Below are 20,098 nucleotides of genomic sequence, written 5' to 3' on the forward strand. Positions count from 1 at the left end.
GGCTCCTAGTGCCTCAGCGCGACGGAGGTGAAGGTGTCATACGTCACGGTCTCTCCGGAAGCGGGCGCGCTCAGCCGCAGCAGCACCTCCACCCGTCGCACGCGCCGGAGATCCTCGGTGGACAGGGGCAGCGCCGTGAGCTCGGAGCCCTGCGCGTCGAAGTAGCGGAAGGCCAGCCCCCTCCGGCTGGCGGAGCGCAGCAACGGCTCCCAAGTCGTCCCCTCCGTCGTCGAGCCGCAGGGGCTGGAGAACCCGCTGACGGTAGCGGTGGTTCCCGCGGAGCCCCAGCACTGCTTGCGCTCCACGGTCTCCCCCTGGAGCCGATAGAAGACGCGGTCCAGGGACGCCACCCAACCCCGGTTGGGCACCTCGAAGAAGTCCAAGGGCAGCCGCGCGTCGAGCTCCAGGGCGTTGCGGCTGCTGGAGCTCGCGAAGAGGTTCGGGGACACCTGGCGCTCCAGCCAGCGGCCGACGCCGTCCACCACCACCAGCCATTCGCCCGGCTGGTACTTCTTCAGCCCCCAGGGACAGGTGGGCGCGGACCGAGGCGAGGTGAGACAGTCCTCTCCAGAGGGCGTGAGCAGCAGCGACGCCTCATCGGTGCGGCAGGCCGTGGGCGAGGAGCTGTCCACGTCACAACCGCCGGTCAGCTCGTTGACCAGGGCCACCGCGCGATCGGGCAGCGGAGGGGCTCCCTGGTTGGCGGCGAAGCCGGAGACGCCGTTGAGGCTCGCATCCGGCCGGGGCAGGTCCGCCACGAAGGCGATGGAGCTCTCGGTCGCGGCGATCAGCGGCCCGGGATAGAGCTCGCCGTCTCCATCGCGCCGGGCCCGGGTGGGCCGCCCCAGCCCGGCCTGTCGCAGCTCCCGGCTGAGCAGCCCGAGCACCAGGCTCGCGTCCTGCTTGAGCCGCCCGAGCTGCGCCTCCTGCTGATCCATGCGCGCGCGGTGCACCAGGTAGCCCATGAGCGCCGCGAGGATGATCACCCCCATGCCGCTGGCGACGATGACTTCGATGAGCGTGAAGCCCCGCCGTGCGCGAGCGGAGGCGCGGGCTACCATCGCAGCGCCTCCCTCACCACCTTGCGCCCATCTCCCGCGGTGATGGTGACCTTCGCGCGCCGGTAGTGGAAGGAGGGAAAGCCCATCCGGACGTCGTGGTCCTCCACGAACTCGGGGGTGATGGTCCAGGCCCACTCCGGGTGTCCCGGAACGACGCCACCAGAAGGCCCCGTCCACGCAGGAGAGCTCGAGGGCTGGGCGCGCAGGAACTCGAGCCGCTCGGTGGCGGCGCGCTCCATCTCCAGCTCGTCGATGCCGCGCGAGAGGAGCCGGCGCGAGGCCACCTCCCCGGACGCGAGCGCGGCGATGGTGAGCGACAGCAGCACCCCGCCCGCAAGCGCCTCGACGAGCAGGTGCCCCGCCCTGCTCCGCTTGGAGCCCCAGCGCCTCACGGGCAGGGCTCCTCCGCGGGCTCGGACGTGCACACGGGCCCGTTCGCCGCGGCCACGACGAGCCGCTGGAACTCCGGATCGCCGACCTGGAGACGCCAGGGAACGTTGTCCCAGGTCCGCCCGGTGGAGCGGAACACGAGCGGGCCGTCCTTCTCCTGGAGTACTTGCATGCGGTCGGGGAGGGTGACGCGCTCCACCTCGATGAGGGCGAGCGGATCCGCGGGAGACTCGCAGTCCACATCCCGCCGGCGGCTGATCCTCAGCGCATTGCCGGGGACACCCGCCTTCACGGGGACGCCGTCCGCGAGCACCTCCACGTGGTGGCAGCGGCCGGTCTCGACGGCCCGCTGGCGGGCCCGGACGAGGACCTGGGCGGTGGCATCAGTGGCCTTGCGGAGGCGGAAGCGCGCTTGAAGCGGCTGCAGGCCGATGGCCGTCATGGCGCTCATCAATGCGAGCAGCGCCACGGTGACCATCAGCTCCATGAGGGTGAACCCACGCATCCACCCCCTAGCAGACCATGAACGCGCCTCCGAGGACACCTCCCCTCCCCTGGCCGGCTCCACCCAGGGCAGCCCTTGGAGGGTCTCACCGACGCACAGAGTCACGGGTTACGGCGCCACGGATGCGTGCGAGTTCCCCGTGGAGGAGGAGGGACTCGGCGGAGGCGGCGGAAGGATGGCCAGCGGCTCGGGCTCGAGTACCCAGGGCGCGGCGATGAGGTCCACGGGAGCGCGACTCCCCAACGGGTCCACGTGCCCGTCCGGTAGCTTCACCTGGTAATGAAGGTGAGGCCCTGTGACACGCCCCGTGTCACCCGAGCGAGCCACGAGCTCGCCCGCTTTCACCTGCTGCCCGCGCTTCACCTCCACGAGCGACAGGTGGCAGTAGTGAGTGCGCATCCCGAGGCCATGATCGATCTCGATCCACTGCCCGTTGACTGGACTCTCGAGCACCCGGGTGACGACACCGTCGGCGGGCGCGCGCACCTCGGTCCCCACGGGCACGGCGATGTCGATGCCGCGATGCTCGGAGAGGATGCCCAGTATGGGATGGATGCGCTGGCCGAAGCGAGACGTCACGCGCCAGGACCTGTCGACGGGCCACCCGAGCGCGTAGAGCCTGGCCCATCGCTCCGCTTCACGCACCTGGCGCAGAAGGGGCTTCTCGCGCCGCCGCAGCACACGTGAGAGCGCGTTGGGGGTGATGCGCTCGGGGGCGAGCCGCAGGCGCTTCCTCGCGCGCTCCATGGACTCGGGACCGAGGAAGAAGGCCGAGAGCGCCAGCACGGGCGTGCCGTGCTGGGCACGCAGCTCCCGCATCACGTTGAGCAGATCGACCTCCCGGCGAGGCATGGTCAGCGGCTCGGGGGCGAGCTCCACGCCTCCACCGGGCGGGAAGATGATCGCCAGCACTGGAGCGGGAGGGGGCGAGAGCCACGGCTCCAGGATGCGTCGCCGCGCCTCCTCGGGAAGCGTCTGGAGCGCGGTCCGTGCAGCCCAGCTCAGTGCCTGAGCCTCATCGAGATCCGGCGTCACCACGGGGGTGGACGGTCGGGAGTGGAACGAGAAGGGCTCAGCGGGGCTCGAGTCACTGGCTGGCGCACGTCTCCGGAAGTCTGCAGGCGGCTGACACGCCCCCACCGCGAGTGCGAGCACGCACGCGGCGAGTAGAGGCACGAGCGACGAAGGGAAACGGGCTGACACGGGGAACCCGCGAACGCGGGCAGGGAATGGCTCATTCCCACGGCTCCTTCCCCCATTCAGAGGAAGGAGCTTGCTCGGCCACCTCACGAGCCGCCGATCAACCTCTCACGTCCTTCAGGCCTCCACTCCGGACCGGCATCGTTGCCTCCATGCACCCCATCACCCACTGGCTGCATGGGTTGAGCAGACTTGTGCTCCTGTGGCTGCTCACGGGGTGCGCTGCAACCCCACCCTTCAGAGGGCCCGAGCAATATAGGCAGCTCCGTCCTGTCGTCCTTCAGGACTTTCCTTCGACGGTCAGCGCTGGACAGCAGGTTGTCGAGGTTGACCTCGAGGCTCCCACACCTCAGCGGACAGAGGAGCTGCGCCGCAGCGGCGTCCGATTGCCTCAGGTCTCTGAAGGAACAGCCGACCCACGTGCGCATCGAGATTTCGTCGATCTGCGAGTAACGGCCGTGGGCTTTGGCATCACCGCGGGCGGCTATCTCCTCTACTGCGAGGGACTGCCGCTGCCCGTCCTCGTCCCGGAGTCGCAAGTCGACCTGGGGCTCATGAGCGCCGAGCCGCTCAATGTCTCCCTGTACCCGAATCGGGGCGCGGCGCTGGCCGACATCGCAGCCAGTGCCTCCGAGGCAAGACACGCGCGGTATGCCTGGTACCGCGGAGCGGGCGGCGCGCTCATCGTGCCCACCCTCTTCTCCCCGGCCACGACGCCTCGCATTGCCCGAACGATGCTCGAGGTACGCAGGCACCTGACGGAAACAGTCCAGCGCGAGCTGAAGGTCCTGTTGGTGAACCTCACGGGGGTCAGGGTTCTGCAGGGCGTCTTCACCCGCGTGGTGCGCGTGGGCTCGGAGCCAGCACTCCGCCCTGCGTCAATGGCGCCCGCTCCGACACCTACCCAACCCGCGCCATCTCCGGGGCTGGTCCAGGCGCTCACCGGCAACAACCCGACGCCGCAGGTGCCACCTGGGGCACGCCTTCCTCGAGATGTCGCGGTCCATCCCTCGGTGCCCCGGCAGCTGCCGAGCCAACGACCCATTGGGCCCAGCCCTGCCCAGAATGCGCAGCTCCAGGTGGACATCCAGTACCTGCAGACCCTGGGCGCAAGGAACATCCGCGTGAATCAACAGCAAGTCACGGTGGACAAGAGCCAGCGGGTAGGAATCAATCGACCGGATCTGCAATTCGACTATAAGGGCCGCCGCTACCATGTGGAGTACGACTCGCCTACGTCAGGCCGTGGCCCCGCACACCAGTCGCGCATCACCTCCAATGACCCGAGCGCGGTGATCATCCTTCTGATCGTGCCCTGAAGCACGAGGCTCCCTGATGACCGAGACCATGAAGGGGCTGCTCCTGGAGGACCGCTGGGCGCCGGTCACCTCGGAAATGGGTTTCCTGGAGACCCGTGCGGAGCATGCCGCCCGAGCCTTCGCCTCGTGGCAGAGCGGCCTGATGGCGTCTCGTGGCATCACCGTTCAGGTGCACTCCGTCTCGGGTCCCCTGGAGCAAGCTCTCTCCGCCCTTCTGCCCCTGACCACCCCCGAGCCGCGACGGGACCTCTTCATTCCGACACACAGTTCCTGGACGGCCTACGTCGATAACAGCTGGCAGGGAACCGATGCCGCGAGCCCCATGTCCTATATGGCCAGAACGCTGGGCTGCCGAGGCATGCGCGTGGTCGCGGTGCCTCACACGCTCCGCAAGGACAAGGGACGCTACGGTGCCGTGATGTTCGAGCTGTACGGCCCGAATCGAACCGACTGGCTCAACCAGCTCCGCACCCTCTACGCCTCCAACGATGGTGGCCACTGGGTCTTTGGCCAGTCCGGCGAACCCTTCCCCTTCGAGAACCTGGAGCGATACCAGGCTCGCAAGGTCCGGGACCGGTTCACCCTCGACATGCTCAAGGAGTATCTGCGGCACCTGGGCCTTCACCCCTTCGAGGAGGATTTCTACCTCCCAGAGGGCGCATCGGCCTGGCTGGTGGAGAAGACAGGCCCTGTCCTCCCCACCCAGAAGGAGTACACCCTGGCCCAGGCCCGCGAGCACTTCTGACGCGGGCCCAGAGGACTACCCGCGCAGGAACGCGGTGCCGAAGCTCCCGGCCTTCTCCGCCTCGCCCGACAATGCGTTCGCGGGCGAGATGCCGACGATGTGGATGGCCTCGATGCCCTCCTCCAGCATGGCGAGGCTCTCTTCCACCTTCGGAATCATCCCACCCTGGATGACGCCGGAGGCGATCTTCGCCTTGGCCTCCGCGGGCGTCAGCGTGGGCAGCCGGGTGGACGGATCGTCCTTGTTGGCCAGCACGCCGGGCACGTTGGACACCAGGAACAGCTTGGCGGCCTTGAGCTTCGCGGCCACGCGCGTGGCCACCGTGTCCGCGTTGATGTTGAACACGTTGCCCTGCGCATCCCCGGACAACGAGCCCAGCACCGGCACCAGCCCCGCATCCGACAGCTTCTCGAAGAGCTCGGTGTTCACCCCGGTGACATCGCCCACCAGCCCCAGATCGATGGGGTCCGGCCCCGCGCCCGTGATGACCTTGGCCGGCCGCTTGCGCGCGTCGATGAGCCCCGCGGACACGCCCGTGGTGCACACCGCCGGCACGCCCGCGATGCGGAACGCCGCGGCGACGTCCACGGACACCTGGCCCGCGAGCGTCATCTTCATCACCTCCAGGGTGGCCTCGTCGGTGACGCGCCGCCCGCCCACCATCTTCGGCGTCAGCCCCAGCTTCTGCGTGAGCTCCGTGGCCTGAGGCCCACCGCCATGAATGACGGCGACGCGCACCCCGGCGTCCAGGAAGGCGCGCACGGCGGCGCCGACACTGGCGGCCAGCTTCGGCTTGTCGGAGGCCAGCTCGCCGCCGATCTTCACCACGAACCAGCGGCCCTTGAATGCCGCCAGCCCGCTCACGGCCACAGCCCCGGCTCGGCGAGCGTGGTGCGCTCGTCGAAGCCCATCATGACGTTGAAGCTCTGGATGGCCTGGCCCGCGCCGCCCTTGACCAGGTTGTCCAGGGTGGAGAAGCAGACCACGCGGCGGGTGTCCCCCGTGACGGGGCCCAGCGAGAAGCCGACCTCCACGTAGTTGCTGCCAGCAACACCGACCACCTCCGGCTGCCGCCCGCCACCGATGACGCGGATGAACGGCTCCTTGCCGTAGGTCTCCTTCCAGAGCGCATCCAGCTCCTCCTGGGTGGTGGAGGCGGGCACGTCCGCGAACGAGGTGGAGAAGATGCCGCGAGGCAGCGGCGCGGAGACCGGCACGAACTCCAGCGACAGGTCCTGCGAGCCACCAGCCGCGCGCAGCGTCTGGAGGATCTCCGGGATGTGCTGGTGCTCGAGCGGCTTGTAGGTGCGCAGGTTGCTGGCGCGCAGCGGGTGGTGGGTGGTGATCTGCGGGTTGGCGCCGCTGCCCGACGAGCCCGTGGCCGCCACGGTGTGGACGGGGCCTCGGAGCTTGCCGCCCCGGGCGAGCGGCAGCAGGCCCAGGGCGATGGTGGTGGCGAAGCAGCCCGGGCTGGCGATGTAGCGAGCCTTGCGGATGGCCTCGCGGTTCAGCTCCGGCATGCCGTAGACGAAGGTGCCGTCGGTGAGGTGCTGGGGCGCCGGGTGGGCCACGCCGTAGTATTTCGCGTAGGCGGCGGGGTCGCGCAGGCGGAAGTCGCCGGACAGGTCGACGATGCGCACGCCCGAGGAGAGGATCTCCATCACCACCTGCGCGGTCGTCTTGTGGGGCATGGCCAGGAAGACCACGTCCGCGCCAGCGACGGCCTCGGCCGGAGCGAGCTGCTGGAAGGTGAGGTCCGTCAGGCCCGCGAGGTTGAGGTGGACCTCGCCCACCTTCTTGCCGATGTTGTCCACCGCCGTGATGCGGGTGACCTCGACGTTCGGGTGGAAGAGGAGCCGGCGAAGGATCTCCGCGCCGCCGTAGCCCGTGCCACCGATGAGGACTGCCTTGACCTTGTTGGCCATGTGCAAGGACTCCTGGAAGGTTCCGAGCGGTGTATAGGGGCTTGCCGCGCACGAATCCACCCCGCACGAGCCCCGCTCGCCCTTCCCTCCTGGTGGGCAGGCATACCGTTGACTACTCGAAACGCGCCATGCCACCGGGGGTGAGGCCCGGCATGACGCGGAGAGTCCACACGACACTGGCCATCGGCCGAGGGCTGTGGAACGGTAAAGCCCATGAGTTCTGAGTGGATCCTGCGCCCCATCGAGTCGAGAGACGACGCGGCCGTGGCCGCCATCATCCGCGCCGTGATGCCGGAGTTCGGAGCCAGCGGCCCGGGCTTCGCCATCCACGACGCGGAGGTGGACACGATGAGCGCGTCCTACTCACGCCCCAGGCACGGGTACTTCGTGGTGGAGCATGACGGCCGGGTGGTGGGGGGCGCCGGCATCGCGCCGCTGGCGGGTGGAGACCCGTCGGTGTGCGAGCTGCGGAAGATGTACTTCCTGAAGGAGGCCCGAGGCCACGGCGTGGGCGAGAAGCTGCTCAGGCGCTGCCTGGCGTTCGCGAAGGAGGCGGGCTACCAGCTCTGCTACCTGGAGACGCTCACGGGCATGAGCCAGGCGCAGAAGCTGTACGAGCGGCTGGGCTTCGGGCGGATTCCCCAGGCCATGGGGAGGACCGGCCACTTCGGCTGCAACCGCTTCTACACGCTGGACCTGAGCTCCGCGCTCAGCGCTTGAACGGGCCCTCCTGGATCCAGCTGAACCCGCGGTTGACGAGCAGGAACTTCGAGGGCTCGGACCGAGGGCCTCCTCCCTCCCCTGCTGCTCGGGCATCCCTCCCTGCTCCTGCCCCCCCATCCCCATCTTGAGTGGGAGAGGAGATATCACATCTGCCCGGCGCGACCCGACTTCATGAGTCACCTGGCCTCCACCCAACCTGCTAGCTTGGGTCCGGAGGTTCCATGGGTCCGACCGAGAGCACCGCAACGGAGAAGGAGCCCTTTGACATCGACCGGGTGCTGGAGCGCATCCGGGAGGCCGTCCGGAGCTTCGCGGACGCGGCGATGTTCGCGCTGGCGGCCCAGGGGCACACCACGCTGTTCGAGCAGCTCGTCGCGTGCATCCTGTCCATCCGGACTCGGGATGAGGTGAGCCTGCCCACCTCGCTGGCGCTGCTCCAGCGGGCGCGCACACCAGAGGCCATGAGCCAGCTCGCGATCCCGGAGATCGAAGCCCTCATCCGTCTGGTGACGTTCCCCGAGCCCAAGGCCCGGCAGATCCACGCCATCGCGGTGCGCACGGTGAAGGAGTTCCACGGGCAGCTCCCCTGCGACGCGCGGGTGCTCCAGTCCTTCAAGGGCGTGGGCCCGAAGTGCGCCCACCTGGCGCTGGGCATCGCTTGCGGGCACCAGGCCATCAGCGTGGACATCCACGTGCACCGGGTGACGAACCGCTGGGGCTACGTCCAGGCGCGGACTCCCGAGCAGACGCTGGCGGCGCTGGAGGCGCGGCTCCCCCGGGCCTACTGGGTGGAGCTCAACCGGCTGCTGGTGCCCTTCGGCAAGCACGTCTGCACGGGGACACGGCCGAAGTGCTCGACGTGCCCCGTGCTGTCCATGTGCCGTCAGGTCGGCGTCATGAATCCCCGCTGAGCTCCCCTCACCGGTCCCGCCCCATGAGCTGGGTGGCTCGCCGTGCCAGCCGTCTCCAGGGGTTGGTCCGTCCTCCCGCCTCGAGGGTGATCTCCCGCGAGCACTCGAGATCGCGCTCCCAGCACCGCGCCAGCTTGCCGGCGAACTCCCGATCGTCCAGCACGAGGGAGCCCTCGCTCAGCTTGTTGAGCGACAGCGCGTCCAGGTTGGTGGAGCCCACCACGCTGAGCCAGTCGTCCACCAGCAGCGTCTTCGCGTGCATCATGGACGGCTGGTACTCCCAGATGCGCACCCCGGCCTTCAGCAGCTTCTCGTAGGTGGAGCGCTGCGAGGCGCGCACGATGGGCACGTCATGGATGGGGCCCGGTGCCAGCACCCGGATATCCACGCCCTCATGCACCTTGTGGACGAGCTGCTCGAGCACGGCGTTGGGCGGGGTGAAGTACGCGTTGGCGATCCACAGCCGCTTGCGCGCCGCGGCGATGACGATGCGCACCATCCGCTCGGCGTCCGTCATCCCCAGCTTGCCGATGCTGTCCACGAACCCGGCGCGCACCGGCCCCACGTGGCGGGCACCAGGCAGATCCCGGGGGTGCAGCAGGCTGCCGCCCGACTCCTGCCACGAGCGGGAGAACGTGAGCTGCATGCGGCACACGGCCGGGCCCTCCACGCGCACGTGGGTGTCGCGCCAGTTCTCCGGCGCGCGGCCGTCTCCCTCCCACACCTTCCAGATACCGAAGCCCCCCGTGTAGCCGATGCGCCCGTCCACGATGACGAGCTTCTGGTGGTTGCGCGCCAGCAGCCGCCCCAGCACCTTGCCCGCCAGCGGCCGGTAGTAGTGCACCTCCACCCCGGCCTCGACGAGCCGGCGCTCGATCTTCTGGTCGAAGTCCTTCTCGCCGGAGACCTCCTCGCTGCCGACCGGATCCACCAGCACGCGGCAGCTCACGCCCGCGCGCACGCGCTCCCGCAGGGCCTCCACGAAGCGGTCGGACAGCTCGCACGGCCGCCAGATGTACACGAGGATGTGCACGCTCTCGCGCGCCTTTTGGATGTCCTCCAGCATCCGGTCGAACACCGTGCTGTTCTCCAGCAGCTCCACCCGGTGCCCGTCATCCAGGCACACGCCCGTGGACTGGTAGAGCACGAAGGAGAAGGCCTCCGGCCCGGGGGGCAGGTGGAACGGCCCCTTCATCTCATGGCGCTGGCCATCCTTCTCATCCCAACCATGTGCTCCCGGCTGCGGGAGCACCCCATCCGTCACGTCCATGTCCATGCCCTGCCAAGCTAGGGACGCACGGTGTCACGGCCAGTCTGGGCAACTGTCCTACCTGTCGGCTCGGCGACGCTGCAACCCACCATTGCTCCGAGCGGCCCGCCGTGGCGAACTGTGCCTGTCCGCCTGCTCTCCGGAGAGACATCCATGGCTGTCGATGAATCGCAGGGCCCTTCCCCCCAGGAGCTGCTGTCCCTTCCGCGCCTGGCCCCCCTCGTCCCCCTGCTCTACATGGCCTGGACGGACGGAGAGCTGACTCACGAGGAGATCCGCGCCATGGGGGCCGCGGCCCGCGCCCAGCCGTGGCTGGATCTGCGCTCCAGCGCCGTGCTGGCCCGCTGGCTGGATCCACTCTCACCGCCCACGCCCCGAGCCCTGGCGCAGCTGCGTGAGCACATCCGCCGCACCGCCGAGCGCCTGGAGTCCAGCGAACAGCAGAGCCTGGCGGAGCTGGGAGCGCAGCTGGCCGAGGTGCTCGGCGGCAAGGGTTCCCTGCCCACCTCCATGGCGGAGCTGGCGCGAGCCCTGGCACCGCTCGAGACCGCGCTGGGCCTCTCGGGGGCCGAGGCCGTCCGCACCCTGGTGCCTTCCACGCCCCGCGCCGCGGACACCACGGGCCCTGCGCCTTCCTTCAGCGTGGACGCGCTGCGCGCCGTGCTGGAGCGCACCTACCCCGCCGAGCGCGCCCGCGTGCGCGAGTGGCTGTCCGCTCCCTCCTTCCGCTACGTGGACGAGCGCAACACCTCCACCTATCGGGAGCACGTGTTCTCCTGGCTGCAGCAGCTGGCGGCGCGGGGGCTGGGGAAGCTGGCCTACCCGGACGACCTGACGAAGGTGGACCTGGGCGCGTTCATCGCCGCCTTCGAGACGCTGGCCTTCTTCGACCTGAGCCTCACGGTGAAGGTGGGGGTGAACTTCGGACTGTTCGGCGGGAGCATCTACTTCCTGGGCACGGAGCGACACCACCGCGACGTGCTGCCGAAGATGACCTCGCTGGAGCTGCCCGGCTGCTTCGCGATGAGCGAGCTGGGGCACGGCTCCAACGTGCGGGACGTGGAGACGGTGGCCCGCTACGACACGGAGCATGGCGAGTTCGTGGTGCACACCCCCTCGGAGTCGGCGCGCAAGGAGTGGATTGGCAACGCGGCGCAGCACGCGCGGATGGCCACGGTGTTCGCTCAGCTCGAGGTGGAGGGCGAGAGCCACGGCGTCCACGCGCTGCTGGTGCCCCTTCGGGACGAGGATGGACGGCTGCACCCCGGCGTCCGCGTGGAGGACTGCGGCGTGAAGATGGGGCTCAACGGCGTGGACAACGGGCGGCTGTGGTTCGACCGGGTGCGCGTGCCCCGGGAGAACCTGCTGGACCGCTTCGCGCAGGTGAGCCCGGAGGGCGAGTACACCAGCTCCATCACCAGCGCCTCCCGGCGCTTCTTCACCATGCTGGGCACGCTGGTGGCGGGCCGGGTGAGCGTGGCCTGCGCGGGCCTGAGCGCCTCCAAGAGCGGGCTGGCCATCGCCATCTCCTACGGGGACGAGCGCCGGCAGTTCGGTCCAGCGGGAGCGCCTGAGACCCGGCTGATGGACTACCAGACCCACCAGCTCCGGCTGCTGCGACCGCTGGCGACGACGTACGCGCTGGACTTCGCGCTCAAGTACCTGGTGAAGCGCTACGTGGGGCGCAAGGAGGAGGACGCGATGGAGGTGGAGGCCCTGGCGGCGGGCCTCAAGGCGTATGCCACGTGGCACACGACACGCACGCTGCAGGTGGCCCGCGAGGCCTGTGGCGGCCAGGGCTACCTGGTGGCCAACCGGCTGCCCTCGCTGAAGGCGGACACGGACGTGTTCACCACCTTCGAGGGCGACAACACGGTGCTGATGCAGCTCGTCGCCAAGAGCCTGCTCACGGGCTACCGGCAGCAATTCGAGGATGACCGCGTCTTCACGGTGATGAAGCTCATCGTCGACCGGGCCTCGGGAGCGCTGACGGACCGCAACCCCTTCCAGTCCCGCCGCACGGGCAGCGAGCACCTGCGGGACGGGGACTTCCAGCTGCGCGCGCTGCGCTTCCGGGAGTCGGACCTGCTGGCCTCGGCCGCGCGGCGACTGCGCAAGCGGATGGGCACGGGGGTGGACTCGTTCCAGGCCTTCATCCAGGTGCAGGACCACCTGCAGGCGCTGGCGCACGCCCACGTGGAGCGCGTGGTGCTGGAGCAGTTCCTCGCGGGCGTGGAGCAGGTGGTGGATCCCGCCGTGAAGGCCGTGCTCGGCAAGCTGTGCGACCTGTACGGCCTGGGCTGCCTGCTGGATGCGAGCGCCTGGTTCCTGGAGAACGACCACATCGAGGCTTCGAAGGCCAAGGCCATCCGCAAGGAGGTGACGCGGCTGTGCGCGGAGCTGCGGCCTGACGCGGTGGCGCTGACGCGGGCCTTCGGGATTCCGGACTCCTGCCTGGCGGCGCCGATCGGCCTGGGCCATCCGTCCCCCTGAGACGGAGCGCGGCGTGACGCGTGGGAGCGGCTGACGTGAGTCGGGGCCGGTGGCACACTCCGGCCCCATGAATCGACTCCCACTGCTGCTGACACTCACGCTGTTGACGGGCTGTGCCACCACCTCCGGGGCTCGCGATCTCGCCGCGGAGCAGGAGAACAAGCGGGCGGCTCGCGCCTTCATCGAGGAGATCTACAACCAGCGCCTGTTCGAGCGCACTCCTCTCTATGTGGCGCCGGAGTTCGTGGACCACTCGCCCGGAGCCACGCACGAGGCCAAGGGGCCGGAGTTCGTGAGCAAGCAGGCGCAGCAGATCCTCTCCGCGCTCCCCGACTTCCACTTCGACATCCAGCACCTGGTGGCCGAGGACGACCTGGTGCTCATCCACTGGAAGGCGACGGGCTCGGACACGAAGGCGATGGACGAGACGGGGAAGCCGAAGCAGCTGACGCTCCATGGGCACTCGCTCGTCCGGATGCAGGGGGCGAAGCTCGTGGAGTCCTGGGACATCACGGACCAGCTGGGCTTCCTGCTCCAGCAGGGCTTCAAGCTCCTTCCGCCGGTGCCTCCTCCGGCGCCCACCACGCCTGCACCGACCCCACCTCCTGCGTCCTGAGCCCCTGTCAGACCCCTCTGGTAGGGTCCGCCTCATCCGCCGTAGAATGGCGGATGACGAAAGGACATGTGGAGGGCGCCGATGGCGACAGCAATGGGTGGAGAGGTGGTGGTGCAGCTGGTTCAAGCGGTTCAGCGGCTCGACCTCGAGGTTCAAGATCTCAAGGGCAGGGTGAGCAGACTCGAGAGCCGAATAGAGAGGCTCGAAGTCCGGATGGATAGGCTCGAGGTCCGGATGGATAGGCTCGAAGAGCGGATGGACAAGCTCGAGGCCTCGAACGGGCAGATCCTCGGCTACGTCAAGCGCATCGCGACGATGCTCGCCGAGCTGCCATCGCTCGGTGGAAACCATGAGGGACTGAATACGCGCGTGGATGCCCTGGAGCGACGCGTCACGGCGCTGGAGCAGTAGCCTCCGTCACTGAACGCTGGAGGGCGCGCGGAACACCTCTCCGTCGTGTCCCTCCAGGACCAGGCTGGCGCTGTTGGACGGAGACACCCGCAGCGTCGCCTTGGGCTGCCCCAGCCGGTCCACGAGCAGCAGCCCTGGCGAGCCGTGCTCGTCCGCGCCCAGAATGGCGCGAGGCCGACCGTCCTCATCGGCCAGCTCCAGCCGGGACGAGCCGTCGGCGAACAGTCCCACGGCGAAGAACTCCGCCCCACCGTTCTTCGCGAAGGCCAGACGCGGGGCCTCGTTCGAGTACACGGTGAGCTCCGCGAGGGTGCTCCCTTCGGCGGTGGCGAAGCGCAGCTTCGGCGAGCCGTCCTGGGCGACGCCGAGCAGGGCCCGCGGGTGGCCCGAGGCATCACTGATCACCAGGCCCGCTGTCCCATCCACATCGGCGGAGAGCGTGGCCCGCGTGCGGCCCTGCGCATCCGCCAGCGTCAGCCGGGAGACCACCAGTGCGCCGCCCGGCCCCTCTTCCTTGAGGACGGCCGCGCCCAGACCCACGCCCGCCAGGGCCATCGCGGCGAAGGCGAGGCCCTGCATCCGCCGGTAGCCACGCTCCAATCGCTCCATCCGCGAGTCGAGGTTCTCCATGTGCGACAGCCTCCTGCTCAGGACCCATGGAGGTGGGCCGAGACGCACAGAGGCTAGCTCAGCGCCGATCCCTCTGCAGCTCCGCGAGGATCTTCCTCAGGTACCAGGCCTCGGTCCGGCCGGGGAACCGCTCCTTCAGGGCCATGACGTGTCGGGCGAGCGACTCCTCGGCCTGCATCCGGGGCAGGGGCGTGTTGCGGAACCACGCACGCCGCAGCCGCTGGGCCTCCGTTCCCCGGAGAACGAGCCCCAGGACGACCACGAACACCACCAGACCCACGACAATCAACGCCGTACTGCCTTCCACTCCACACCTCCTCAGCTCGGCGATAGCAGCATGGCGCCGCGGTCCCTTCCCACGGAGCTGCCGGTAATCAAGCAGGGCCGGCCTCCCGGCGAGCCTCTCACGAAGGACTGACTGGCGATGATGGCCGCCGTGGGCATGGTCGCGGCGCCGAGGTCTCCGAACCGCATCGGCAGGAACTCCATCTGCAGGTTGTCCGCCGCCACGGGCTGGAAGTCGCGCCCCGCCGAGTCGAGCCCTCCCGGCGCCACCGCGCGAGGCAGGGCGAGCTGGAACTCCTGCGTCCGGTAGCTCTCGTTGGTCACATCCCCGAGGAGCCACTCCAGGCGGCGTCCGGCGGCGGACAGGCCGCTGGTGGCGGCGCGCATCGCCTGAGCCAGCCCGCTGCCGGTGCACGGGGCCTCGTCGAACATCGCCCCCGGCTCCTGCCCCGTCGCGACGGCGTCCACGTGGGCCAGCGTGGGCACTCCCTGGCGCTGGGCCGTCCGAGGCCGCGCGAGCACCAGGAAGGCCGCGCCCTCTCCCGGGATGAAGGAGTTCAGGTTCTTCCCGTCGAACAGCCGCTCCTGCTCCAGCAGCTCGTCCACCACGTCGGGGGCATAGTACGTGTCCACGCCCCCCACGATGGCCACCTCCACGCGCCCGGCGGCCACCTCCGAGAAGGCCTCCGCCGCGCAGGCCAGCGAGGCATGCCCCTGAGGCACGGGGAGGATCTCCAGGCCTCCCAGCTTCTGGTCACACCACTGCTTGAGGTGCTGCTCCAGGCGCCGGTACTCCGCCGCATGCTCCGGGCTGGCATCCGGCCCGTAGCGCTCGGGCAGCCCCAGCCACATCGCCCGCGCCCCATTGCCTCGCAGCTTCTCGAGCGTGGGCACGAGCTGCTCCAGCGCGCCCAACGCCAGCGCCGTCATGCGCTCCACCCCCAGAGCGCGGGGCGGCAGCGTGCGCGCGGTCACCATGGTGGCCCGGGTGCCATTGCCGCAGCGAAAGGGCGTCTCCGCCATCGCCGTGGCCTCCGCGCGCCAGAAGGCCCACGTCTGCCAGGCGTCGAAGCCCAGCCCGTTGACAGCGCCGGCCCCGACGATGCCCACCGCGTTGCCCTGCTCGCGCCACTGCGCCAGTCGCCCGGCCGTCATCCGAGGAACTCCTTCTCGAAGACCGTGATGGACTTCAGCTCCCGCGCCCACTTCGGCACCGGGACGAGCGAGCGCCACGTCAGCTCGAACCGGCGCTCATTCGGCTCGAGGAGCACGGTGTCCAGCACGGGGCGGTGCTCCTGAGTGCCGTCCACGGTCTGGCTGCCCACGTAGAAGGCCAGCCTGGGCAGCTCGAACTCCAGTGGCCCGTCCTCGTGCAAGCCCACGAGCAACACGGGCTCGCCGCCGCGCAGGTACGAGGGGCAGATCAGCCCGGGCGCGGCCACCTGGTTGTGGCGCTCGTCGAAGTCGAGCGGCGGCAGCGGCATGCGCTCCTTCTGCCACCGGTCGTCATAGGTCCCCGCGTAGCGCAGCCGAGGCTCGACCCCGGGCCCGATCGGCCCCACGCCCGCGGGAGCAGGCCTGGAGCGCGCACCACGGATGAGATCGTCCGGGTCCTCGATCTGCGGTCCCGGCTTGTGGAGCAGGGAGTCCGAGTCGGCCACCACCCCGCGGCCCACGGGGTTGCGCGGCTCATGGGCCAGCTCCTTGGGATTGCTCGTGTCCATGCCTCCATACGCGTACTCCCAGCGCAGGGGCAGGGACTGGAAGGGCTTGGGCGGCGTGAGCGTCATGCCGAGCGCCCCCTTGAACCACACGCGCAGGCCGAACACCTTGAGCTGCTTGCTCACCGGGCCCACCTGCACCCGCACGTCCAGCTCCGTCACGGGCTGGGCATCCACCGCCACGGCGCTGCCCACCACCACCACGTCCGTGCTCGGCTTGCGCAGGCAGGCGTCCGACGGATAGCGGATGCTGCTCTCGGGCACGTCGGGGTCCCACGGCTCGTCCACCAGCCGGACCTTCGCGCCGGTCTCCCGCCTCACCGCGCCCATGGGCTGCACGGAGAAGCGCTGCTTGATGACGACGACGTAGCAGGGCGCGCCGTCCAGCCCGAACTTCGGGAGCAGCTCGACGGTCGCGTCCGTGCGGGTATTGAGCTCGGGGAGGTTCATCTCAGCGGGAGAAGGAAAGGGCCCAGGTGCCACTGGCCGCGCGTCGCAATTCAGGCGCCTCGCGCCACCGGGCGAGCATGGCCTGCTGGCGGGCGACGAAGTCTCGAGGATCGAAGGGATGGGTCGCGCCGGTCCTCGCCACCAGCTCGTGGAACGCGAGCCGGCGCTCGCGCATGGAGGCGGGGGCGTGCTCCATCTCCCACAGGTTGTCCTGCGGGGACCACAGGTGGCCCCAGCGGTAGCGCTTCTTCAGCGTGGCCCGCTCCTGGTGCTTGCGCCACCACGCCGTCCAGCTCTCCGGGTCCGCCGTCAGCTCCAGCTCCTGCGGCGGCGGGGAGAACCCGCGCACGAACGGCTCCTCTCCCTTCTCGTACTCGGGGTCCGGCACATCGTCCGTGAGGGAGGCGCCGGTGAGCCGCTGCAAGGCCCCCACCGCGGCCACCTGCCCCGCCCGGAGCTGCGCCAGCAGGGGCTCGACGAAGCGAAGGTCGCCGTACCACCCGAGCGCCTCCAGGAGCGCGGGGGACGCCTTGCCTCCCCGAGCCAGCGCCGCCTCGAAGTCGGCCGCTGCCTCGGGCCCACCGCCGATGGCGAGCCACAGGGCGGCGCTCGCGAACCCCTCCTGGCCCTCGGCCACGAGCGCTCGGACCTGCTCGACGCCCGTCTCGGGATGCCGCAGCCAGAACGTCTCGATGACGAAGGAGACGAGCTCCTCCTCCTCGCTCCGAAGCAGCTCCGCCATCTCGCCCAGGTCCAGCGCTCCGGAGGCCCAGGGCAGCGCGCGAGCCCCCTCCAAGGCCATCTTCGGGTCCTCATCCAGGGCGAAGTTGAGCGCCTCCTCCCCTCGGAGCATGCCACGGCGGCCCAGCACCCGGACCGCCAGCAGCTGGAGCGTGGGCTCCGGTCCCGAGAGCCACCCGCGCAGCAGCGACTCGAGCCCAGGGTGGGGCACGAAGGCCAGCGCGTCCGCGGTGGCATCGAAGATCTCCGGCTCCTCCAGCCCCACGGTCCTCACGGTGCGCGCCACCTGATGGAGCGCGTCATCCCCGGCCAGGCACCCGTGCACGAACAGGGCGGCCCACGTCAGCTCCGGGTCCGGCACGGGCCGATCGTCCAGGAGCTTCACCAGCTCGGGCAGCACGTCCACGCCGCACGCGACGATGCCATCCACCCGCGCCAGCAGCCGCTCCTCCACGGTGCTCAGCTCGCTCCAGAGGTCGCCCGCGTCCGGCTGCCGCATCACGCTCATCATCGCGAGCTCCTCGAAGAAGGCCCGCGCCCGCGCGAACTCCACCTCGCTCCTCGGGAGCTGGAGGCCGAACTGCGCCTCCTCGACCTCCTTGGGAGTCACCGCGGGCCTCGCCTTCTTCCGAGCGGGGCGAGAAGCCGGAGCCTTCTTCCCGGAGGCTCCCAGCTCCTCACCGGCGGCCTCGGCCTGGGCCAGCAGCTCCTCCAGGGAGAGCACGGGCATCCACCGCTCGGTCGGGGTGGGGTCCATCGACACATCAATCTCCGGCGCCTCCTCTTCTATCGGGAGCACGATGGCGGGCGGCACGGGCCCCCGCTCCAGGGTGAGGAGCGAGGGAACACCGGTCAGGGCCCGTGGCCACTCTCCCTCCGCCGGCCGAGGCAGCTGCAACGGATGGAGCAGGGTTCGCCCCACCGCCTCCCGCCAGTCCTGCGTGGCCTCGCGAAGGTTCCGGGTGACCCGCCTGGCCCCGGTGTCCCGGGTCACCATGGCCTCGAGCGACCCCAGCGCGGCGAGGGCCCGGTTCAGCGCGGTGGCTGTCCCCTCGTTGTACTGCTTCGCATCGCTCGGGGACGCAAGCGCGCCATACAGCGCCCTGAGCGACGCCCTCAGGTTCCGCTCGATGGCCCGCACCGGGACGTTCGGATCCTTGATGGCGCGCAGCCCGATGAGCGCCTCGTCGAGCAGCGCGCGGCGCCCCAGGAGATCCCGGCTGGAGGTCGGCCCGCCACCGCCCATCCCCGCTCCCGCCGCGCCCGGGCTCCGCTTCGAGGAGGGGGGCTTCTTGCTGTCTCGTGGATCCGCCATGCGGTCTCTCGGGCTCAGGCGGCCCAGTCCCCGGCCTCCACCAGGCGCCGGAGCCAGGCTCGCGTCTTGCCCTTCTCGGTGAACAGCCCCCAGTACTCGGGCGGCTCCTCCACGAAGAGCGGATCCAGCCGGCGCGCCACCTCGGCATAGGCCTCCGGGTAGGCGAGCCGGTTGAGGTCTCCCATCGTGGGTCGCGCACCGGCCTGGAGGAGCACGCCCTTGCCTACGACGCTCACCTCCACGGGCTGTGTCCAGGAGTCCCGGCGGAGCGTGGACACATCGAACTCCCGCGTCTGGGCCAGGCGGTGGCTCACCAGCGTCAGCCAGTTGCTCCCGGGCAGCCACTCGGGGGTGTACGTCGCCATCTCCTCGGGCTCCTGGATGTCCAGGCCCAGGTAGCGCTCCGCCCAGCGATAGAACAGGTTGAAGGCGTCCCCCTGGTGGAGCACGTTCCAGCGCCCCACGTAGCCCCCCACCAGGGAGTGCACCGGGCCCAGCTTCCCCAGCTCGATGGCGAGCGACAGCAGCTCCTCGGGCGGGTGCTCCTGGGGCAGGGTCAGCTCCAGCACCGCGGAGCGCTCGGCGCGCCTGGGGTCGATCTCCGTATAGGAGAAGCCCACCTCCGGGCAGTTGGGCTCATCCGCCAGGCGGAAGGACATCAGGTGGCGCGGGCGATCCTGCACCAGCACGCGCGAGGAGAGCCCCTTGCGCAGCTCGCGGAGCGTCCCCTCCTCCAGGTCCTCCCACTCCGTCATCACGGACGTCGTGTAGTACCCGAGCTGGTCCGCCACGGAGGACCCGAGCAGCAGATCCAGCGCGCGCTGAGCCCCCTCCTGGGCCCAGAACTCCGGCTCGGCCAGGTAGGCCGTGAGCCCGAGCGCGACGCGGATGATCGGCTCGTCCTCTTCGACGTCGATCATCGTGTCGATGTAGGGCTCGGAGACGGGCTCGGACATGGAGGAGGGCTCGGGAGGCGCGGTCAGGAGTGGTTCCCGAAGCCGGGGCTGCCCACCATGATGAAGCTCTTGCCGCCCACCTGGCAGTTGGGACACCCGACCATCGCGGACGCGTTCTTCCGGTTCACGCTGGTGACGATGTCCTTCTTGGGAGTGCCCGGAGGCAGCTGCCCCACGCCCGCCTCGTTGCCCTTGATGCCGCTGAAGATGGAGTCCAGGTTGGGCACCTTGCCGCCCTTGTGCTTCACCTTGGCCACGGGCTTCTCGGCGATCTTGCTCGTGGTGGTGGTGATGGGGAACGGCGTGGGGATGCCCTGCGGGCCGGTGGGCGGCGGCGGCGCGGGGATGAGGCACACGTTGGGCGCCATCTGCACGAAGTTGAGCGGCTGCTTCTCGGTCGCCGCCTCCATTCCCGTGGTCGTCAGGCTCAT

21 protein-coding genes are annotated in these 20,098 nt (G+C 69.9%); 7 read left to right on the plus strand and 14 right to left on the minus strand.

Going from position 1 to position 20,098, the window contains the following annotated elements:
- Positions 1-5: 5 nt before the first annotated feature.
- The 4 genes from KY572_RS19685 to KY572_RS19700 all read right to left on the minus strand — a co-directional run bounded on the left by KY572_RS19685 (position 6) and on the right by KY572_RS19700 (position 2,994).
- Positions 6-1,061 (minus strand): PilW family protein, encoded by a 1,056-nt coding sequence (locus KY572_RS19685; RefSeq protein WP_224244431.1) that lies wholly within the window; start codon positions 1,059-1,061, stop codon positions 6-8.
- Complete coding sequence (locus KY572_RS19690) at positions 1,055-1,453, minus strand: type IV pilus modification PilV family protein (protein WP_224244432.1); 399 nt, start codon at positions 1,451-1,453, stop codon at positions 1,055-1,057. The genes KY572_RS19685 and KY572_RS19690 overlap by 7 nt, the downstream gene beginning before the upstream one ends.
- Positions 1,450-1,956: a pilus assembly FimT family protein gene (locus KY572_RS19695; protein WP_224244433.1), complete on the minus strand. Its 507-nt coding sequence runs from the start codon at positions 1,954-1,956 to the stop codon at positions 1,450-1,452. The genes KY572_RS19690 and KY572_RS19695 overlap by 4 nt, the downstream gene beginning before the upstream one ends.
- A 108-nt stretch (positions 1,957-2,064) precedes the next feature.
- Positions 2,065-2,994: a M23 family metallopeptidase gene (locus KY572_RS19700; RefSeq protein ID WP_224244434.1), complete on the minus strand. Its 930-nt coding sequence runs from the start codon at positions 2,992-2,994 to the stop codon at positions 2,065-2,067.
- A gap of 620 nt (positions 2,995-3,614) precedes the next feature.
- On the opposite strand from KY572_RS19700, the gene KY572_RS19705 reads away from it, so the two are divergent.
- Positions 3,615-4,475 (plus strand): hypothetical protein, encoded by an 861-nt coding sequence (locus tag KY572_RS19705; protein ID WP_224244435.1) that lies wholly within the window; start codon positions 3,615-3,617, stop codon positions 4,473-4,475.
- A gap of 16 nt (positions 4,476-4,491) precedes the next feature.
- The gene (locus KY572_RS19710; protein WP_224244436.1) at positions 4,492-5,220 is read left to right on the plus strand and encodes a hypothetical protein; all 729 of its coding nucleotides are present in this window, start codon (positions 4,492-4,494) and stop codon (positions 5,218-5,220) included.
- 15 nt (positions 5,221-5,235) lie between these two features.
- Here the strand turns inward: KY572_RS19710 and argB are convergent, their stop codons facing one another.
- Both argB and argC read right to left on the minus strand, forming a co-directional pair.
- Entirely contained in the window at positions 5,236-6,084 is an 849-nt protein-coding gene (gene argB, locus KY572_RS19715) for an acetylglutamate kinase (protein ID WP_224244437.1), read from the minus strand.
- Complete coding sequence (argC, locus tag KY572_RS19720) at positions 6,081-7,145, minus strand: N-acetyl-gamma-glutamyl-phosphate reductase (RefSeq protein WP_224244438.1); 1,065 nt, start codon at positions 7,143-7,145, stop codon at positions 6,081-6,083. The genes argB and argC overlap by 4 nt, the downstream gene beginning before the upstream one ends.
- A gap of 213 nt (positions 7,146-7,358) precedes the next feature.
- Between argC and KY572_RS19725 the strand changes: the two genes are divergently transcribed.
- Positions 7,359-7,865 carry a GNAT family N-acetyltransferase gene (locus KY572_RS19725; RefSeq protein WP_224244439.1) on the plus strand — a complete coding sequence of 169 codons (507 nt, stop codon included), beginning with the start codon at positions 7,359-7,361 and terminating at the stop codon, positions 7,863-7,865.
- 224 nt (positions 7,866-8,089) lie between these two features.
- Positions 8,090-8,779 (plus strand): endonuclease III domain-containing protein, encoded by a 690-nt coding sequence (locus KY572_RS19730; RefSeq protein ID WP_224244440.1) that lies wholly within the window; start codon positions 8,090-8,092, stop codon positions 8,777-8,779.
- A gap of 7 nt (positions 8,780-8,786) precedes the next feature.
- Here the strand turns inward: KY572_RS19730 and KY572_RS19735 are convergent, their stop codons facing one another.
- The gene (locus KY572_RS19735) at positions 8,787-10,049 is read right to left on the minus strand and encodes a phospholipase D-like domain-containing protein (RefSeq protein WP_224244441.1); all 1,263 of its coding nucleotides are present in this window, start codon (positions 10,047-10,049) and stop codon (positions 8,787-8,789) included.
- Positions 10,050-10,202: 153 nt separating this feature from the next.
- On the opposite strand from KY572_RS19735, the gene KY572_RS19740 reads away from it, so the two are divergent.
- The 3 genes from KY572_RS19740 to KY572_RS19750 all read left to right on the plus strand — a co-directional run bounded on the left by KY572_RS19740 (position 10,203) and on the right by KY572_RS19750 (position 13,569).
- Positions 10,203-12,542 (plus strand): acyl-CoA dehydrogenase family protein, encoded by a 2,340-nt coding sequence (locus tag KY572_RS19740; protein WP_224244442.1) that lies wholly within the window; start codon positions 10,203-10,205, stop codon positions 12,540-12,542.
- Positions 12,543-12,609: 67 nt separating this feature from the next.
- The gene (locus KY572_RS19745) at positions 12,610-13,158 is read left to right on the plus strand and encodes an ester cyclase (RefSeq protein WP_224244443.1); all 549 of its coding nucleotides are present in this window, start codon (positions 12,610-12,612) and stop codon (positions 13,156-13,158) included.
- 81 nt (positions 13,159-13,239) lie between these two features.
- The gene (locus KY572_RS19750; RefSeq protein ID WP_224244444.1) at positions 13,240-13,569 is read left to right on the plus strand and encodes a hypothetical protein; all 330 of its coding nucleotides are present in this window, start codon (positions 13,240-13,242) and stop codon (positions 13,567-13,569) included.
- Positions 13,570-13,575: 6 nt separating this feature from the next.
- Here the strand turns inward: KY572_RS19750 and KY572_RS19755 are convergent, their stop codons facing one another.
- From KY572_RS19755 to KY572_RS19785, 7 genes are read right to left on the minus strand one after another with little or no spacing between them, the layout of a single operon-like run.
- Positions 13,576-14,199 (minus strand): hypothetical protein, encoded by a 624-nt coding sequence (locus KY572_RS19755; RefSeq protein ID WP_224244445.1) that lies wholly within the window; start codon positions 14,197-14,199, stop codon positions 13,576-13,578.
- Positions 14,200-14,257: 58 nt separating this feature from the next.
- Positions 14,258-14,506, minus strand: a complete 249-nt coding sequence (locus KY572_RS19760) for a hypothetical protein (RefSeq protein ID WP_224244446.1) — start codon at positions 14,504-14,506, stop codon at positions 14,258-14,260.
- Positions 14,507-14,517: 11 nt separating this feature from the next.
- Positions 14,518-15,639 (minus strand): beta-ketoacyl synthase N-terminal-like domain-containing protein, encoded by a 1,122-nt coding sequence (locus tag KY572_RS19765; RefSeq protein ID WP_224244447.1) that lies wholly within the window; start codon positions 15,637-15,639, stop codon positions 14,518-14,520.
- Positions 15,636-16,655 carry a DUF2169 family type VI secretion system accessory protein gene (locus tag KY572_RS19770; RefSeq protein WP_224244448.1) on the minus strand — a complete coding sequence of 340 codons (1,020 nt, stop codon included), beginning with the start codon at positions 16,653-16,655 and terminating at the stop codon, positions 15,636-15,638. The genes KY572_RS19765 and KY572_RS19770 overlap by 4 nt, the downstream gene beginning before the upstream one ends.
- Before the next feature lies 1 nt (position 16,656).
- The gene (locus KY572_RS19775) at positions 16,657-18,711 is read right to left on the minus strand and encodes a HEAT repeat domain-containing protein (protein ID WP_224244449.1); all 2,055 of its coding nucleotides are present in this window, start codon (positions 18,709-18,711) and stop codon (positions 16,657-16,659) included.
- 14 nt (positions 18,712-18,725) lie between these two features.
- On the minus strand, positions 18,726-19,667 hold the full coding sequence (locus KY572_RS19780) for a type VI immunity family protein (protein ID WP_224244450.1): 942 nt from the start codon (positions 19,665-19,667) through the stop codon (positions 18,726-18,728).
- A 23-nt stretch (positions 19,668-19,690) separates the two neighbouring features.
- Positions 19,691-20,098 (minus strand): PAAR-like domain-containing protein, encoded by a 408-nt coding sequence (locus KY572_RS19785; protein WP_224244451.1) that lies wholly within the window; start codon positions 20,096-20,098, stop codon positions 19,691-19,693.

Source organism: Hyalangium gracile (assembly GCF_020103725.1).
Lineage (GTDB): Bacteria > Myxococcota > Myxococcia > Myxococcales > Myxococcaceae > Hyalangium > Hyalangium gracile.

Coding starts and splice junctions, on each gene's coding strand:
- KY572_RS19685 (WP_224244431.1), bottom strand. CDS start 1,061: ATGGTAGCCCGCGCCTCCGCTCGCGCACGGCGGGGCTTCACGCTCATC.
- KY572_RS19695 (WP_224244433.1), bottom strand. CDS start 1,956: ATGCGTGGGTTCACCCTCATGGAGCTGATGGTCACCGTGGCGCTGCTC.
- KY572_RS19710 (WP_224244436.1), top strand. CDS start 4,492: ATGACCGAGACCATGAAGGGGCTGCTCCTGGAGGACCGCTGGGCGCCG.
- argC (WP_224244438.1), bottom strand. CDS start 7,145: ATGGCCAACAAGGTCAAGGCAGTCCTCATCGGTGGCACGGGCTACGGC.
- KY572_RS19725 (WP_224244439.1), top strand. CDS start 7,359: ATGAGTTCTGAGTGGATCCTGCGCCCCATCGAGTCGAGAGACGACGCG.
- KY572_RS19730 (WP_224244440.1), top strand. CDS start 8,090: ATGGGTCCGACCGAGAGCACCGCAACGGAGAAGGAGCCCTTTGACATC.
- KY572_RS19735 (WP_224244441.1), bottom strand. CDS start 10,049: ATGGACGTGACGGATGGGGTGCTCCCGCAGCCGGGAGCACATGGTTGG.
- KY572_RS19740 (WP_224244442.1), top strand. CDS start 10,203: ATGGCTGTCGATGAATCGCAGGGCCCTTCCCCCCAGGAGCTGCTGTCC.
- KY572_RS19745 (WP_224244443.1), top strand. CDS start 12,610: ATGAATCGACTCCCACTGCTGCTGACACTCACGCTGTTGACGGGCTGT.
- KY572_RS19750 (WP_224244444.1), top strand. CDS start 13,240: ATGGCGACAGCAATGGGTGGAGAGGTGGTGGTGCAGCTGGTTCAAGCG.
- KY572_RS19755 (WP_224244445.1), bottom strand. CDS start 14,199: ATGGAGAACCTCGACTCGCGGATGGAGCGATTGGAGCGTGGCTACCGG.
- KY572_RS19765 (WP_224244447.1), bottom strand. CDS start 15,639: ATGACGGCCGGGCGACTGGCGCAGTGGCGCGAGCAGGGCAACGCGGTG.
- KY572_RS19770 (WP_224244448.1), bottom strand. CDS start 16,655: ATGAACCTCCCCGAGCTCAATACCCGCACGGACGCGACCGTCGAGCTG.
- KY572_RS19775 (WP_224244449.1), bottom strand. CDS start 18,711: ATGGCGGATCCACGAGACAGCAAGAAGCCCCCCTCCTCGAAGCGGAGC.
- KY572_RS19780 (WP_224244450.1), bottom strand. CDS start 19,667: ATGTCCGAGCCCGTCTCCGAGCCCTACATCGACACGATGATCGACGTC.
- KY572_RS19785 (WP_224244451.1), bottom strand. CDS start 20,098: ATGAGCCTGACGACCACGGGAATGGAGGCGGCGACCGAGAAGCAGCCG.